This window comes from Pantoea sp. R13S299, assembly GCF_048515925.1.
Taxonomy (GTDB): domain Bacteria; phylum Pseudomonadota; class Gammaproteobacteria; order Enterobacterales; family Enterobacteriaceae; genus Pantoea.
In genome coordinates, this window is sequence record NZ_JBLYEF010000003.1 from 405,867 (window position 1) to 419,931 (window position 14,065).

Consider the following 14,065-nt stretch of genomic DNA (forward strand, 5'->3'; position numbering starts at 1 on the left):
ATCCCTGTTCAGGAGAGACCAGATATGCCACAACGTATTGCCGTAATTGGTGCAGGCGTGCTGGGTTTAGCCGTCGCGCAGTCATTGTCGCGACGGGGCGCACAGGTCACCGTTTTCGATAAAAACTATCCTGGCAGCGGAACCAGTGAGATCAGCTATGCCTGGGTCAATGCCAACGGCAAAGAACCCACCAGCTACCATGATCTTAATGCCCATGCGATCGACGAGCATAAGCGCTGGCAGGCCAGTCACCCTGCATCGCCCCGTTGGCTGCTGGAAACCGGCACGCTGGAGTGGGCAGCCGATGAATCCTCCCTGCGCCAGCTGGCGCAGCGTGCAGCAAAGCTCACAACACTCGATTATCCCGTTGAGAAACGTAGCCGCGCCGCGCTACTGGGTTCCCTGCCCGAGTTGCGGCTCGATCCCCGCATTCAGCACGCGTGGTTTTTCCCGTCGGAGTGCCTGCTTTATCCGAGCCTGTTTATCGCCTCTCTGCTGGCGGACCTGCGCGCCAGTGGCGGGCAGCTGGTCTGCAACAATGAAGTGACGACGCTGACGGAAACGGCTCAGGATGTGCATCTTACGCTGGCCAGTGGTGATGAATGGCGCGGCGATCAGCTGGTACTGGCGACCGGCCGCTGGGCACCGGAACTAGTGAGTCAGTGCGGGCTTGAACTGGCGATGACCAATGCGAACCGCGCCGATCCGGTTGCCTGCAGTTTTCTGGCGCAGACGCAGCCTCTGCCGATCTCACTTAAATGCAATCTGATTACCCCGGAACTGAATGTGCGGCCGGATGGCGGCGGCCGCCTGATGCTGCAGGCGCTGGATCTGGATCAGCATGCCGATCCGGCGCGGCCGGTCTCACCCGATGGACTGATTGGCAAAGAGATGCTGCGTCGATTGCGTCGGCTGTTTAAAAACACGGAAGGGGCGAGAATTGAGCGGATTGAAACCGGACAGCGATCGCGTCCGGCTGATGGCTTGCCGGCAGCAGGCTACATCAGCGCGTCAGCACGCGTTTATCTACTCGTCAGCCATAGCGGCATGACCCTTGCCCCATTGCTGGGCAGGCTGGTGGCTGAGGAGATGCTGAGCGGCACAGCGTCACCGATGCTGAGTGCGTTTGCACCGCATCGATTGCTGCGTCCGCTCAGTGCGGTTGCTAAAGCAGGGCCCGCTTATCTTCCGGCTGCGCAGTAAGAATTAACGGCGATTCTTCCATACGGTCTGCACGTTACAGAATTCGTGCACACCGAAGTGCGACAGCTCACGGCCATAGCCGCTTTTCTTCACGCCACCAATGGTAACGCGCGGATCGGACGCGCCGTTGCCATTGATAAACACAGCACCGACTTCAAGCTGCAGCGCCAGTCGATCGGCAAGCTCTTCGTTACCGCTCCAGACGGTGGCGCTGAGGCCGAATTCGCTGTCGTTGGCGATCTCCAGCGCATGCTGTGGATCCCGCGCAACGGCAATGGCGGCGACCGGGCCAAACAGCTCCTGTCTGAACGCCGTCATATTGCTGGTAACATCCGCGAGGATGGTCGGGGCATAGTAGTTACCCTGCCCTGTCACTTTCTCACCACCCAGCACCAGACGCGCACCTTCATTCAGCGTGGCTTTAACCTGTCCATCCAGTTCGTCACGCAGATCGGCGCGAGCCATCGGACCCAGGAAGGTGTTCTCATCCAGCGGATCGCCCATGGTGAGTGCCTGGACGGCTGCCGTGAAGCGCTTCTCAAACTCTTCCGCGATGGGTGCTTCGATAATAAAGCGTTTAGCAGCCATACAGACCTGACCGGTGTTCTGGAAACGTCCGATAACAGCGGATTTCACCGCTTCATCAAGATCGGCGTCCGCCAGTACGATAAAGGGATCGGATCCACCTAGTTCCAGCACGGTTTTCTTCAGTGCTGCACCCGCCTGTGCGGCGATGGCAGCGCCAGCCCGAACGCTGCCGGTCACAGCGACAGCGGCAATACGATCATCTTTGATAGCGACGGAGACACCGTCGTTGTCGACGTTGACCAGATTAAAGCCACCTGCCGGCAGATCGGTTGCGCTGAACAGCTCAGCCATCAGTGTGGCGCTTCCCATGACGTTAGGCGCGTGTTTCAGCAGATAGGTGTTACCTGCCAGCAACATGCTCACTGCGCCCCGCAGAACCTGCCACAGTGGGAAATTCCATGGCATGACAGCCAGGATCACACCAATGGGACGGAATCGCTGCCATGCATCAGCAATCTGAGTCGGCTGATCGGCCAGCATTGCAGGGCCATGTTCCGCATACCAGTCGCATAAGTTCGCGCATTTCAGAACCTCAGCACGGGCCTGAGCAATGGGTTTACCCATTTCCAGGGTGATCATGCGGGAGAGATCGGGTTCCCGTTGACGCAGTTGCTCACCGAGCTGACGCAATACGCGAACCCGATCGGTCATGCTGCTGTGTTGCCATGCCGCAAAAGCGGATGCGCTTGTTGCCAGCGTCTGCTCCAGCTCTGCAGGGTTCTGCAGTGGATAGCGAGCCAGAATTTCACCTGTTGCGGGGTTACGTGATAGGGCATGTTCAGTCATGGTGCCGTTTTCCTCATTCTGTCAGTGATGGAGAGACGATACGCGCTGTAGTTGATGATGAAAAATGAATAATAGTGAGGAAGTTGTTTATTAATTGAGAATCTAAGTTGTCGATACCTGATCGGGCTGACAAATAACCTGCAGATTGCCGGAGATTTTTTCTGACGGAGAATGCATCTGAAGATTAAGTTCTGAAGCAGTTTTCCACTTATACAGTGACCAGATCCTAAAAAACGATCCTTAATAGATCATAGAGAGATCCTAAGAGATCCCCGATCGTCGCAGGCCACGCCCCCCAAGGGCTGAAAGGGTGATCGTGTTCACTATAATCAGTAAAGTGTTCACTGTAATCAGTACTTTATTCACTGTACCAGGTAGAATGTTCACTGTAAACAGTGCTAATGTTCACTGTAGTCAGAAAACGATCCCTTTCATCCACAGAATGAAGATCTTAAGCCATGGCAGATAAAGACAACGAAAACAAAGCGTTACTAGAACCTTTTCTGTCAGTGACCAAAAATAGTGGTGAAGTTATTCAGCTTCATCCCAACAAGAATAATACTGTCCAGCCCGTCGCATTAATGCGTCTCGGACTCTTTGTGCCGACCCTGAAATCGACCGCCCGCGGTAAATCCGGTGCGATGGCCTCAACAGATGCCACAAAAGAGCTGAAGAACCTGACGCTGGTGAAAGCGGAAGGCTACGAAAAGATTACCATTACCGGTGCGCGACTGGATATGGATAACGATTTCAAAACCTGGGCGGGTATTATTCAGTCTTTTTCCCGTTATCCAACAAAAGGCGATACGGTCACCCTGCCGTTTATCGACTTTGTGAAGATGTGTGGCATTCCCTCTGCTAACTCTTCAGCCGCGCTGCGTAAGCGCCTGGATGCCTCTCTGCGCCGCATTGCGACTAACACGCTCTCTTTTGAAGGCAACGGCAAGGCGTATCATACCCACCTTGTTCAGTCTGCTTATTACGATCGCGAAAAAGATATTGTCCGCATTCAGGCCGACCCTAAGCTGTTCGAACTCTACAACTTCGATCACAAGGTGCTGCTTCAGCTCCGGGCAATCTCCCGCCTTAAGCGTAAAGAGTCTGCACAGGCGCTCTACACCTTCCTGGAGAGCCTGCCGACCAATCCCGCCCCTATCTCGCTGGCTCGCCTGCGTATGCGCCTTAATCTTGGCTCCAAGACCACTACACAGAACCATGTGGTACGGCGCGCAATGGAGCAGCTGAAAGAGATCGGTTATCTGGATTATTCAGAAGTGAAGCGTGGCCGTTCGGTCTTTTTCATCATCCACAGCCGGACGCCTAAGCTCGATGGTATCGGTAATCTGGAGAGCATCGATTCGCTGGATGAGATCGAGTTTGAAGATTAATCCCCCACGTTCACTGTAATCAGCAATCCTGCGTGGCAGTGTCACTTTCTCCATTAAGAGTGACATTGCAGTCTCTATGCCCATTCACTGTAATCAGTACTTCTCCAGCATTCACTGCAATCAGTAACGTTCACTGTATTCAGTAACTATGGTGCTGCGTAACTGACTAAGGCATTTCCCTTTTGACCTCCATTCCCTTTCTAGAAGGCTTTACAAGTAAGTGTGTACTTACATATTTATATGTCAGTACTTACTCATTTCCGGTTTGCTGATTACAGTGAATGTAGGGATTGCGCCTGGTGACGGTACCTTCTGCTGATTACAGTGAACGGTACTGACTACAGTGAACGTCAGCAATCTGCCCTCTTACGACGATCATAACTAACAGGCGCGCTATTCATACACTGCTACCTTTACCCGTCAGCAGTGAAATCCGCGTGACACTGTTACTGATTACAGTGAATGTTTGCTGAATGAGATTGCCATCCCCTCTTCGTCCATTCTGCCTAAGGGCCCGTTGCTAAACGGCCAGCCATGTCGATTACTGATTACAGTGAACGGTGCTATGTGAAGCTCCGTCTTAAGCAGGCTGCCAGACTGACGTGGCTTAGGGGTAATGCGTACTGATTACAGTGAACGCTCTGCTGACTACAGTGAATGTTCGCTACGATGTGATGCTACTTTCCGCGGTAGCTACTGATTATAGTGAACGTTACAGGGAAGCCGGTGAGTGGCGATCTGATGTGTATGAGCTAATGCTGATGTGCATATGTCTGGCTGCATGAGGCTCGTCAGATTCGGTTCAGTCAGGACTGATATTGTCGGATACCGACAACACGCTCCCCCTTTGGCGCAGAACAGAGCCCAATCCTTCTACTGACTACAGTGAATGTTTGTGGGGCAACTCATCCTTTACTGACTATAGTGAACGTTCGTGCCTGCTGCATTTACTGATTACAGTGAACGTTTAAGAATGCACTCGTCTGCATTGCCGACCAAAACCAGCAAAGAACTGCGCGTTGTCTATTCTCTCATCTAATCCCGATGCTTTAGTGAGCCGTTCAGGGTTCATCAGTAAATCACTACTGACTATAGTGAACGTTTACACAGCCCCCCTTCCTCATCATGACACCCAAAGAACATTTTTACTGATTACAGTGAACGTTAGCTTTTGCTGTGCTGTTCCTGGAAGCGCTACTGACTACAGTGAATGTTTGGTCATAAAGAGGTAAGACTCAGCCCTGCAACCTGTAGAGCTTGCCTATATACACGCCAATCCCACCCTCAGTAGCGCGGACTTCCTGTCCGGATAAATCATCGGATACCACTCTGACTCTGCTGATTACAGTGAACGTTTAGCCTCATCATCGCGGCATTCTGAGTCCTTCTCCCCTTCTCTCTGTCTGCATTTCATCGGCCTGATCATTTTTAAACCTGTTCGCTGATTACAGTGAATGATCTGCTTATTACAGTGAATGTTCTTCACAAATTAACCGTCTCATTTGTCCGCACACAGTGAATAGTGTGATGAAGCTCACCAGAACCCGTGTGGTTACATAGAAACGCAGATCATGTTGAGAGGATAAATTATTGCCTCACGTGCAGGATTTCTGTATAAAGTCATAAATCCTACATATTTGGAGCAACTATGGCTAACGATGACAAGCAGGTGATGAAGGTTGCACAGCGTTCAGAACGCATGCTTCTGAGCCTCACCGACCAGATTCAGGCGCAAAAGCAGGAGCTGCATGAAAACACCTACTATCAGGTCTATGCCAAAGCGGCGTTAGCTAAGTTGCCGAAACTGACCCGAGCCAGCGTGGATTACGCGGTCAATGAGATGGAAGAGAGCGGTTATCAGTTTGATAAACGTGCCGCCGGTTCATCGGTTAAATATGCCATGTCGATTCAGAATATTATCGATATTTATCATCATCGTGGCGTACCGAAATATCGCGATCGCCACAGCGATGCATACACCATTTTTGTCGGTAATCTTAAGGGCGGCGTCTCCAAAACGGTTTCTACCGTTTCGCTGGCTCATGCACTACGTGCCCATCCTCATCTGCTGTTCGAAGATTTACGTGTTCTGGTTATTGACCTCGATCCGCAGTCTTCTGCAACCATGTTTTTGAACCATGAGCGCTCAGTCGGGCTGGTGGAAGCAACGGCAGCACAAGCCATGCTGCAGAATGTCTCGCGTGATGAGCTGGTAAACGAATTCATCGTTCCGTCAATCATTCCGGGAGTGGATGTATTGCCCGCCTCAATAGATGACGCCTTTATCGCTTCAAGCTGGGATCAGCTTTGCGCTGAGCATCTGCCGCAACAGAACGTTCATGCTGTGCTGTACGACAACGTCATTGCCAAGCTGAAAAAAGATTATGACTTCATCTTTATCGACAGCGGCCCGCATCTGGATGCTTTTCTGAAGAATGCAATTGCCGCTTCAGACCTGCTGATGACGCCGGTGCCACCGGCTCAGGTCGATTTTCACTCGACCCTCAAGTACCTGACACGCCTGCCGGAACTGATTGCAATTATCGAAGACTCCGGCGCAACCTGTCGTCTGCAGGGCAACATCGGCTTCATGTCAAAGCTTTCTAATAAAGCTGACCATAAGCTCTGCCATAGCCTGGCCAAAGAGATTTTTGGTGGCGACATGCTGGATGCTGCCCTTCCCCGCCTTGATGGTTTTGAACGTTGCGGCGAATCCTTTGATACGGTTATCTCCGCTAATCCTTCGACCTACGTCGGCAGCAGCGAAGCGTTGAAGAATGCACGGTCCGCCGCAGAGGACTTTGCAAAAGCCGTCTTCGACCGTATCGAATTTATTCGCCTGAACTGAGGTTTGTATGAGCGCAAAAAGAATCACGATTGGCAGAACCTTCAGCCAGACTCCACTCGAAAATGATACGAATGACAGCCAGCACAACCAGACTTTCGTTCTGGCTACGGGCAAGCGCGCCCTGTTCCGTTTTGAACGTATTGTTGCCAGCGAGGTTGAAAGCAAAACATTTGTCACGATGGAAACCAATGGACGCGACCAGGCAGGACTAACACCTGATTCGCTGCGTGACATTATCCGCACCATCAAGTTGCAGCAGTTCTTCCCGGCCATTGGCGTGATGCGTGATGACCGCATCGAGATCCTCGACGGCTCACGTCGACGTGCCGCCGCGCTGTACTGCAAAACCGGTCTGGACGTGCTGATTACCGACGCCGCCATCACTCCTGATGAAGCCCGCAGACTGGCGCAGGATATTCAGACGGCGCGTGAACACAATCTGCGTGAAGTGGGCATGCGTCTGTTAACGCTGAAAGATGGCGGGTTGTCTCAGAAAGAGATCGCGGAGAACCAGGGGTTATCACAGGCAAAAGTGACGCGAGCCCTGCAGGCCGCCAGCGTTCCGGCAGATTTAATCTCACTCTTCCCTAATCACGCTGAGCTAACCTATCCCGACTACAAAGCGTTGTTGCAGGCTGCTGACAAGTTGAGTGAGTCAGGGCAGAGCGTTGAAGCGTTGATCAAATCCATTTCCCGGGAAATTGATGTGGTCTGCGCCCGCGAAGGTCTGGCAGAGGACGAGCTGAAGAATCATATTCTGCGACTGATCCGACAGGGCAGCCAGACGCTGATGAAGGAACCGGAGAAAGATAAAACGCAGGCGACTGCGCTCTGGTCTTTCGCGGATAAAGATCGTTTTGCCCGTAAAAAGGTGCGCGGTCGTATGTTCAGCTATGAATTCAACCGTCAGTCAAAAGAGCTGCAGGAAGAGCTGGATAAAGTCATTGCTGAGACCCTGAAGAAATATCTCAACCGTTAATCTCTCCGCATTTAATCAGCCAGCGTCTAACGCTGGCTTTTTTTTGTCTTTTTTCAGTCCGGAATAACATAAAGGGTAGCCGGAGGCGGAATTTCAGGCTGAAATCGCCAGCATTTTACCGGTGGGGCCATCATTAATATATTGATTTATAAAAATTAAAATTTTATTCATGCGTAAAAAAAACCATGAAATCGCCGCTACTTTATTCCCTTTCGCCAGATGCTGAAGCAACCCACTCATCGCTCACCTGCTGATGACAAAAAGACGTTCGTCTCACCTGATGTCATCACTCTCATTTCAGTTCGCTATCCGCCACCGCTTAGCAGTCGCAATAATGCAAGGAAAGATTTTTTGCCGCTGGTTCATTAGTGACCAGTCCACTTTCACTAAACTGCAGTTACTACATTCTAAATCTGGATACTCCACTGGCACTCCTGCTTATGAGTCCGGACAAAAATTATCCGCCAGATGATTATAGAATTAATGTATTGTTTATAATGGGAAAAATAGGAATATTTCAGCCTGAAATCGCCATCATTCTGCATGCGGAACCCCTTGCTCTCTGTTTATAACCGAATTGAGGCGATCATAAAAGAAGCGCTACTGGCTGACAAAAAAGTCATGAAAAGAGAGTGTGAAAAGATACCCAGAAAATATCCCTCACTTATCCACAGAAAAAGTGGATAACTTTTTTCTCAGGATAAAAATTATTTTCTAAGGATGGGCATGATAAGCCCTGCATCTGGAGTGAAAGCACTGAAAGCTGAAATGTGCGCTGCTCGTGACAATGTGGAGCCAGAACCTGAAGTGAGTCAGGTAACCAGATTCACTGTATTGAGCAAAGTCGATGACAACGTCTGTTTATACCCCAAATCGTTCAACAGACCCATCAGTCCCCAGATGAAAACTGGATTAATGCTGTTTACAGTGAATCAGGATGATCACGTTCGCCTGGCAATAAACCATTTACACAATGCCGGTTTATCAGTATCCAGATAGTCTGCGAGTATGTAGCGAGGGCTGACCACTGCAATCAGCAGACAGACTTTTCTGTCACATAATGCATTGCTTCTCATGCCCGTGGCAGGATGCTCATGATCTATGAGCATCATTACGGGTGAGTGCACCAGCGCAACTGCCTGTCAGCTATCGCTGACAGGCTAAAACAGCATCCTGTTAATCAGATCGCCGATTGTATTCACCATGAACAGATATTATCTGAGTCTCCCCATATTCAATGGCCGCTTTCTGCCCTTGAGCCAGGAGGAACTCAAAGCAAAATTCTGATGTTTGAATAACTTTCATAGCGTCACTGTTACGCTGGTTTATTTCTTCGATTAATTATCCCCGCCATAAAAATCGCATTGCTAAAGCTAACTTTTAAATACCGTCTACACTTCTCTTCCCAATCGGTAAATATGTTCCATTTCTATTCCGTATGAAATTTAATCAAACGGATGTTTAACTTATTAATGGCAGGAATATTATGAGTACGAATACACCAGACTCTGGTGAAGCGGGCGGTCACGCGCCTGCGGATACGGTACGCCAGCGCATCTTTTTAGTGGTGCTCGTCGCCACCATGGGCGCGCTGGCTTTTGGCTATGACACCGGGATTATCTCGGGTGCGTTACCTTATATGACCTCACCACCCGATCAGGGTGGACTTGGACTGAACTCCTTCACTGAAGGGCTGGTTGCCTCTTCGCTGGTGTTCGGGGCCGCTATTGGTTCCTTCCTGAGTGGTTTCTTCTCCGACCGTTTTGGCCGCCGTATTACACTGCGCACCCTGGCGGTCATTTTTGTGCTGGGTTCTCTGGGAACGGCACTGGCACCCTCCGTTAACGTCATGGTCGCCATGCGCTTCCTGCTGGGGATTGCTGTCGGTGGTGGCTCTTCCACTGTACCGGTGTTCATCGCCGAGATTGCCGGCCCGCGCCTGCGTGCGCCGCTGGTCAGCCGCAATGAGCTGATGATCGTCACCGGACAGCTTATCGCCTATGTCGCCAGTACGCTGCTGAGCTATCTGCTGCATGATCAGCATCTGTGGCGCTACATGCTGGCGATAGCCATGGTGCCGGGATTCCTGCTGTTCATTGGTACGTTCTTTGTTCCCGCCTCACCTCACTGGCTGGTGGCAGAAGGGCGTCTGAAAGAGGCGAAAAAAATCCTGAAGTATCTGCGCGAAACGCCGCGCGAGGTACGTCATGAGATGGCGCAGATGAAGAAGCAGGCGAGGGCCGCAGAGCGCGGGCCGGATGCGAAAACTTTAATCCGGGAGAAGTGGGTTATCCGCCTGATGGTCATCGGTGTCGGACTGGGCTTTGTTGCGCAGTTTACCGGCGTCAACGGCTTCATGTATTACACGCCAATCATCCTGAAGTCGACCGGTCTGGGCACCAGCGCCTCCATTGCTGCCACCATCGGTAACGGTGTGGTTTCAGTACTTGCGACCTTTGTCGGTATCTGGGCCATCAGCCGCTTCCCGCGTCGCACCATGCTGATCACCGGTCTTTGTCTGGTGATCACCGCACAGATCCTGCTGGGCAGCGTGCTGACCTTTATGAGCTCCAGCGTGATGCAGAGCTATCTGGCCCTGGCCTGTATTCTGCTGTTCCTGTTTTGCATGCAGATGTGTATCTCGCCGGTCTACTGGCTGATGATGTCGGAGCTGTTCCCGATGCAACTGCGTGGCGTATTAACCGGTGGCGCTGTCTCACTACAATGGATATTTAATGCTGTAGTAGCGTTCGGCTTCCCGCCGATCATGGAATATGCCGGCAGCACGACCTTCTTCATCTTCGCCGCGATTAACGTCGGCTCGCTGATCTTCGTGATGGCGATGGTGCCAGAAACACGGGGCAAGAGCCTGGAAGAGATTGAGTCATACATGAAAGAGAAGTTTGGCGAAAAGCCGAAAGAGGCTGAAGCCTTATAAGTCCTCACCGGATTCGGCCCAACGGTTGAATCCGGTTTTACTTCGTTGTCACCTCCCGCCTGTCCAGCTCTTCCCTATCCATTACATTTCTCAGTCAGAAAAGCATTCACTGTAATCAGCAAAATACCCTGTTTAATTTCTGTCCAGCTCTGGCGATTTCAGGCTGAAATCGCCAGAGTACCGCATCAAAATCTCGCCTTAATGCCTTATGAACCCCCCGGTTAAGCGAAGCATGACCGCTGACAAAGATTACTCCAGCCCCTGCGCTATACTCATTTTTCATCTGCTCCGCACGCTGATCGGGATGCACCATGAAAATATTAACTACAACGGCAGTTGTTGCTGCACTGCTGACCGCTGCGCCACTGCATGCTGAAACTACACCCGTCTCTTCGTGGTGGAATGGATTCACTGACAATGTGGCGTTGACATGGAACGATCCTCAACACACCGATCTCTATCTGCCGTTTATCAGCTGGCATGCTCGCTTCATGTACGACAAAGAAAAAACCGATCACTATAACGAGAATCCCTGGGGCGGCGGTCTGGGTATTTCCCGCTACAACGACAGTGGCGACTGGAGCGCGCTCTATGCAATGGCTTTTAAAGATTCGCACAACGAGTGGCAGCCGATTGTCGGTTATGGCTGGGAGAAGGGCTGGTATCCGGGTTCTGATCATGACTTTCGCCTGGGGGTGGGATTAACAGCGGGTATCACAGCACGCGAAGATTTTGGTAACTATATTCCGCTCCCTATTATTCTGCCGCTGTTCTCTGCCGGGTATAAAGCGGCGAATGTCCAGTTCACCTATATTCCGGGCACCTACAATAATGGCAATGTCCTGTTCGCGTGGTTTCGCTATGCATTTTAATTTTTCAGGAAAGGATGTATGACCCGGAAGTGGAAAATAGTTAAACGCAGACTCTGGCGGCTGGTGATAGTGATCGGAGTGCTGTTGCTACTGCTACTGATTATCCGAATCTATGAAGCAGAACGTGGGCCGGAATTACATCGCTGGCATACCTGGATCCCCCATGAGCTGACAGCGGAACAACTTGATAACGGGACTTACGCTGATTACCTCAATGCCGAAAATCAGCTGTTTGACGAGATGAAGCAGCAGGTCAGCGACAAACTTGAACCGGAAGATAAAACGCCACTCAACCGATACTACGTCGGCAGCATGATCTACCCTGGCCATTTCGCGCAGGACTGGAACCGTTCCTATATTCTGCGCCCGACAGGGACACCGCGCGGCGCGGTGGTGCTGTTGCATGGGCTGACTGACAGCCCTTACAGCCTCCGTCATGTGGCAGAGGCTTATCGTAAGCAGGGCTATGTGGCGGTAGCGATAAGGTTACCGGGTCACGGTACGGTGCCTGCCGGGCTGACCGATGTTGACTGGCAGGACTGGATGGCCGCTACCCGTCTGGCGGTGCGGGAAGCGACCCGTCTGGCAGGCTCGCAGACGCCGCTGCATCTGGTGGGTTTCTCTAACGGTGGGGCGCTGGCAGTAAAATATGCGCTCGACAGCCTGGGCGATGACTCGCTGCGTCGTCCACAGCAGCTGATTCTGTTATCCCCGATGATCGGTGTGACGAGATTTGCTCGCTTCGCCGGTATTGCCGGGCTGCCCTCTGTTTTTCCGGCCTTCTCAAAAACCGCCTGGCTGAATATCGTGCCGGAGTTTAATCCGTTTAAATATAACTCCTTTCCGGTTCACGCTGCCCGCCAGACCTATTTGCTGACGCAGGCGCTGCAGAAAGAGATCCAGCACTATGCGCGTAATCAGCAGCTGTCCGGCTTCCCGCCGGTACTGACTTTCCAGTCGGTGATGGATTCCACCGTAAGCACACCTTCAGTGATCCGCTCGTTATATAACTTCCTGCCAGAGAATGGCAGTGAGCTGGTATTGTTCGATATCAATCAGGCGGTCAGCGTCAGTCCGCTATTCCGTCACTCCTCTTACACGGCGATAAATCAGCTGTTGCCCGCAGCGCGTCGCAATTATGCCTCAACGGTCATCACTAATACTTCCGCCACCTCGCTGGAAATGGTGACGAAAAGCGTGCCTGCCGGAGAGATTCAGGAACGAATTCAGCCGCTGGCTATCGACTATCCGGCAGGTCTTTACTCGCTGTCACATGTTGCCATTCCGTTCCCGGCTGAGGATGGGTTATATGGCAGTGCGCCCGTGAAGAAGAATGAGTTTGGGATCAGTTTTGGGACGCTGTCACTGCGCGGCGAGAGTGCGGTGCTGATTGTCGGGCTGGACTCGATCATGCGCGCCACCTCCAACCCGTTTTACCCTTACATGATTAACCGAATCGATCACCACATCGGTTGCAGTGACAAGCCGCAGCTGGCGGCTTGCCTCAACAGCTTCTGAAACGCGAAAGACTCAGGCCCGCTTCATGCGGGCCTGATGTCAGATAGCTTTTAGCTTTTCCATCACCTCATCTGACAGGTGCAGATTGCCGCTGGCGAGGTTCTCTTTGAGGTGTTCCGGCGAAGAGGTGCCAGGGATCAACAGAATATTGGGCGAGCGTCGCAGTAACCACGCGAGCGCGACCTGCATCGGCGTAGCATTCAGCGACGCAGCCACTTCATTAAGCCGATCCGATTGCAGTGGAGAGAAACCGCCCAGCGGGAAAAACGGCACGTAAGCGATACCCTGCTGCGCAAGCTGATCCACCCGCTCATCATCCTGCCGATGCGCAAGGTTATACATATTCTGCACGCAAACGATCGGCGTCATCGCCTGCGCTTCTGCAATTTGCGTGGCAGTGACGTTGCTCAGGCCAATGTGCCGAATCAGCCCGCGCGCCTGGAGTTCCAGCAGCGCCTCAAGCTGTGGTGCCAGAGAGCCTTCTTTAGGTTTAGCCGGATGCAACATACTGCGGAGGTTCACCACCTCAATCACGTCCAGCTCCAGGTTGCGCAGGTTATCTTCTACCGCCTGCGTTAGCGACTCAGGTTCCATCGCCGCCTGCCAGCCGCCTTTGGCGTCGCGTCGGGCTCCCACTTTGGTGACAATACAGAGATCCTGCGGATAAGGATGGAGCGCCTTTTTAATTAACCGGTTAGTTACGTGCGGCCCATAAAAGTCGCTGGTGTCGATATGATTGACGCCTGCCGCAATGGCGTCGCGCAAAACCTGTATAGCCCGGGTTTCATCTTTGACCGGGCCGAACACGCCAGGCCCGGCCAGTTGCATAGCGCCATAGCCGAGACGGTTAACTTCACGATCGCCTAACGTAAAAGTCATGGTGGTATCTGACATGAAAACCTCCTGCGTGAATGTAGATTAATTGTAACGCTGATTTAGCTGTGC

10 protein-coding genes are annotated in these 14,065 nt (G+C 52.0%); 7 read left to right on the plus strand and 3 right to left on the minus strand.

Translation table 11 applies throughout. The features are described from left to right. Positions 1 to 24: 24 nt before the first annotated feature. On the plus strand, positions 25 to 1,203 hold the full coding sequence (locus ACN1CO_RS16355; protein WP_419139855.1) for an NAD(P)/FAD-dependent oxidoreductase: 1,179 nt from the start codon (positions 25 to 27) through the stop codon (positions 1,201 to 1,203). Positions 1,204 to 1,206: 3 nt separating this feature from the next. Here the strand turns inward: ACN1CO_RS16355 and ACN1CO_RS16360 are convergent, their stop codons facing one another. After that, positions 1,207 to 2,577 carry an aldehyde dehydrogenase family protein gene (locus tag ACN1CO_RS16360; RefSeq protein WP_419139856.1) on the minus strand — a complete coding sequence of 457 codons (1,371 nt, stop codon included), beginning with the start codon at positions 2,575 to 2,577 and terminating at the stop codon, positions 1,207 to 1,209. Between the two features lie 458 nt (positions 2,578 to 3,035). Between ACN1CO_RS16360 and ACN1CO_RS16365 the strand changes: the two genes are divergently transcribed. The 3 genes from ACN1CO_RS16365 to ACN1CO_RS16375 all read left to right on the plus strand — a co-directional run bounded on the left by ACN1CO_RS16365 (position 3,036) and on the right by ACN1CO_RS16375 (position 7,792). Continuing rightward, positions 3,036 to 3,965, plus strand: coding sequence for a RepB family plasmid replication initiator protein (locus tag ACN1CO_RS16365; RefSeq protein ID WP_003855845.1), 930 nt, complete (start codon positions 3,036 to 3,038; stop codon positions 3,963 to 3,965). A 1,648-nt stretch (positions 3,966 to 5,613) separates the two neighbouring features. Then, positions 5,614 to 6,813: an AAA family ATPase gene (locus ACN1CO_RS16370; RefSeq protein WP_090965539.1), complete on the plus strand. Its 1,200-nt coding sequence runs from the start codon at positions 5,614 to 5,616 to the stop codon at positions 6,811 to 6,813. 7 nt (positions 6,814 to 6,820) lie between these two features. Beyond that, positions 6,821 to 7,792, plus strand: a complete 972-nt coding sequence (locus ACN1CO_RS16375) for a ParB family protein (RefSeq protein ID WP_419139857.1) — start codon at positions 6,821 to 6,823, stop codon at positions 7,790 to 7,792. 93 nt (positions 7,793 to 7,885) lie between these two features. Here the strand turns inward: ACN1CO_RS16375 and ACN1CO_RS16380 are convergent, their stop codons facing one another. Further along, a complete protein-coding gene (locus ACN1CO_RS16380) occupies positions 7,886 to 8,032 on the minus strand; it encodes a hypothetical protein (RefSeq protein WP_419139858.1) in 147 nt (48 codons plus the stop codon). A gap of 1,246 nt (positions 8,033 to 9,278) precedes the next feature. Between ACN1CO_RS16380 and ACN1CO_RS16385 the strand changes: the two genes are divergently transcribed. The 3 genes from ACN1CO_RS16385 (at position 9,279) to ACN1CO_RS16395 (ending at position 13,120) form a co-directional block, all read left to right on the plus strand. Continuing rightward, entirely contained in the window at positions 9,279 to 10,730 is a 1,452-nt protein-coding gene (locus tag ACN1CO_RS16385) for a sugar porter family MFS transporter (protein WP_419139859.1), read from the plus strand. Between the two features lie 311 nt (positions 10,731 to 11,041). Beyond that, positions 11,042 to 11,602: a lipid IV(A) palmitoyltransferase PagP gene (gene pagP / locus ACN1CO_RS16390; RefSeq protein WP_419139860.1), complete on the plus strand. Its 561-nt coding sequence runs from the start codon at positions 11,042 to 11,044 to the stop codon at positions 11,600 to 11,602. A gap of 18 nt (positions 11,603 to 11,620) precedes the next feature. Continuing rightward, entirely contained in the window at positions 11,621 to 13,120 is a 1,500-nt protein-coding gene (locus ACN1CO_RS16395) for an alpha/beta hydrolase (RefSeq protein ID WP_419139861.1), read from the plus strand. A gap of 39 nt (positions 13,121 to 13,159) precedes the next feature. On the opposite strand, the gene ACN1CO_RS16400 is transcribed toward ACN1CO_RS16395, so the two are convergent. After that, the gene (locus ACN1CO_RS16400) at positions 13,160 to 14,014 is read right to left on the minus strand and encodes an aldo/keto reductase family oxidoreductase (protein ID WP_419139862.1); all 855 of its coding nucleotides are present in this window, start codon (positions 14,012 to 14,014) and stop codon (positions 13,160 to 13,162) included. Between the last annotated feature and the right edge of the window lie 51 nt (positions 14,015 to 14,065).

Excerpts from the sequence above, each read along its gene's own strand:
- pagP (WP_419139860.1), top strand. The coding sequence starts at position 11,042 with ATGAAAATATTAACTACAACGGCAGTTGTTGCTGCACTGCTGACCGCT.
- ACN1CO_RS16375 (WP_419139857.1), top strand. The coding sequence starts at position 6,821 with ATGAGCGCAAAAAGAATCACGATTGGCAGAACCTTCAGCCAGACTCCA.
- ACN1CO_RS16395 (WP_419139861.1), top strand. The coding sequence starts at position 11,621 with ATGACCCGGAAGTGGAAAATAGTTAAACGCAGACTCTGGCGGCTGGTG.
- ACN1CO_RS16370 (WP_090965539.1), top strand. The coding sequence starts at position 5,614 with ATGGCTAACGATGACAAGCAGGTGATGAAGGTTGCACAGCGTTCAGAA.
- ACN1CO_RS16400 (WP_419139862.1), bottom strand. The coding sequence starts at position 14,014 with ATGTCAGATACCACCATGACTTTTACGTTAGGCGATCGTGAAGTTAAC.
- ACN1CO_RS16355 (WP_419139855.1), top strand. The coding sequence starts at position 25 with ATGCCACAACGTATTGCCGTAATTGGTGCAGGCGTGCTGGGTTTAGCC.
- ACN1CO_RS16385 (WP_419139859.1), top strand. The coding sequence starts at position 9,279 with ATGAGTACGAATACACCAGACTCTGGTGAAGCGGGCGGTCACGCGCCT.
- ACN1CO_RS16365 (WP_003855845.1), top strand. The coding sequence starts at position 3,036 with ATGGCAGATAAAGACAACGAAAACAAAGCGTTACTAGAACCTTTTCTG.
- ACN1CO_RS16380 (WP_419139858.1), bottom strand. The coding sequence starts at position 8,032 with ATGAGTGGGTTGCTTCAGCATCTGGCGAAAGGGAATAAAGTAGCGGCG.
- ACN1CO_RS16360 (WP_419139856.1), bottom strand. The coding sequence starts at position 2,577 with ATGACTGAACATGCCCTATCACGTAACCCCGCAACAGGTGAAATTCTG.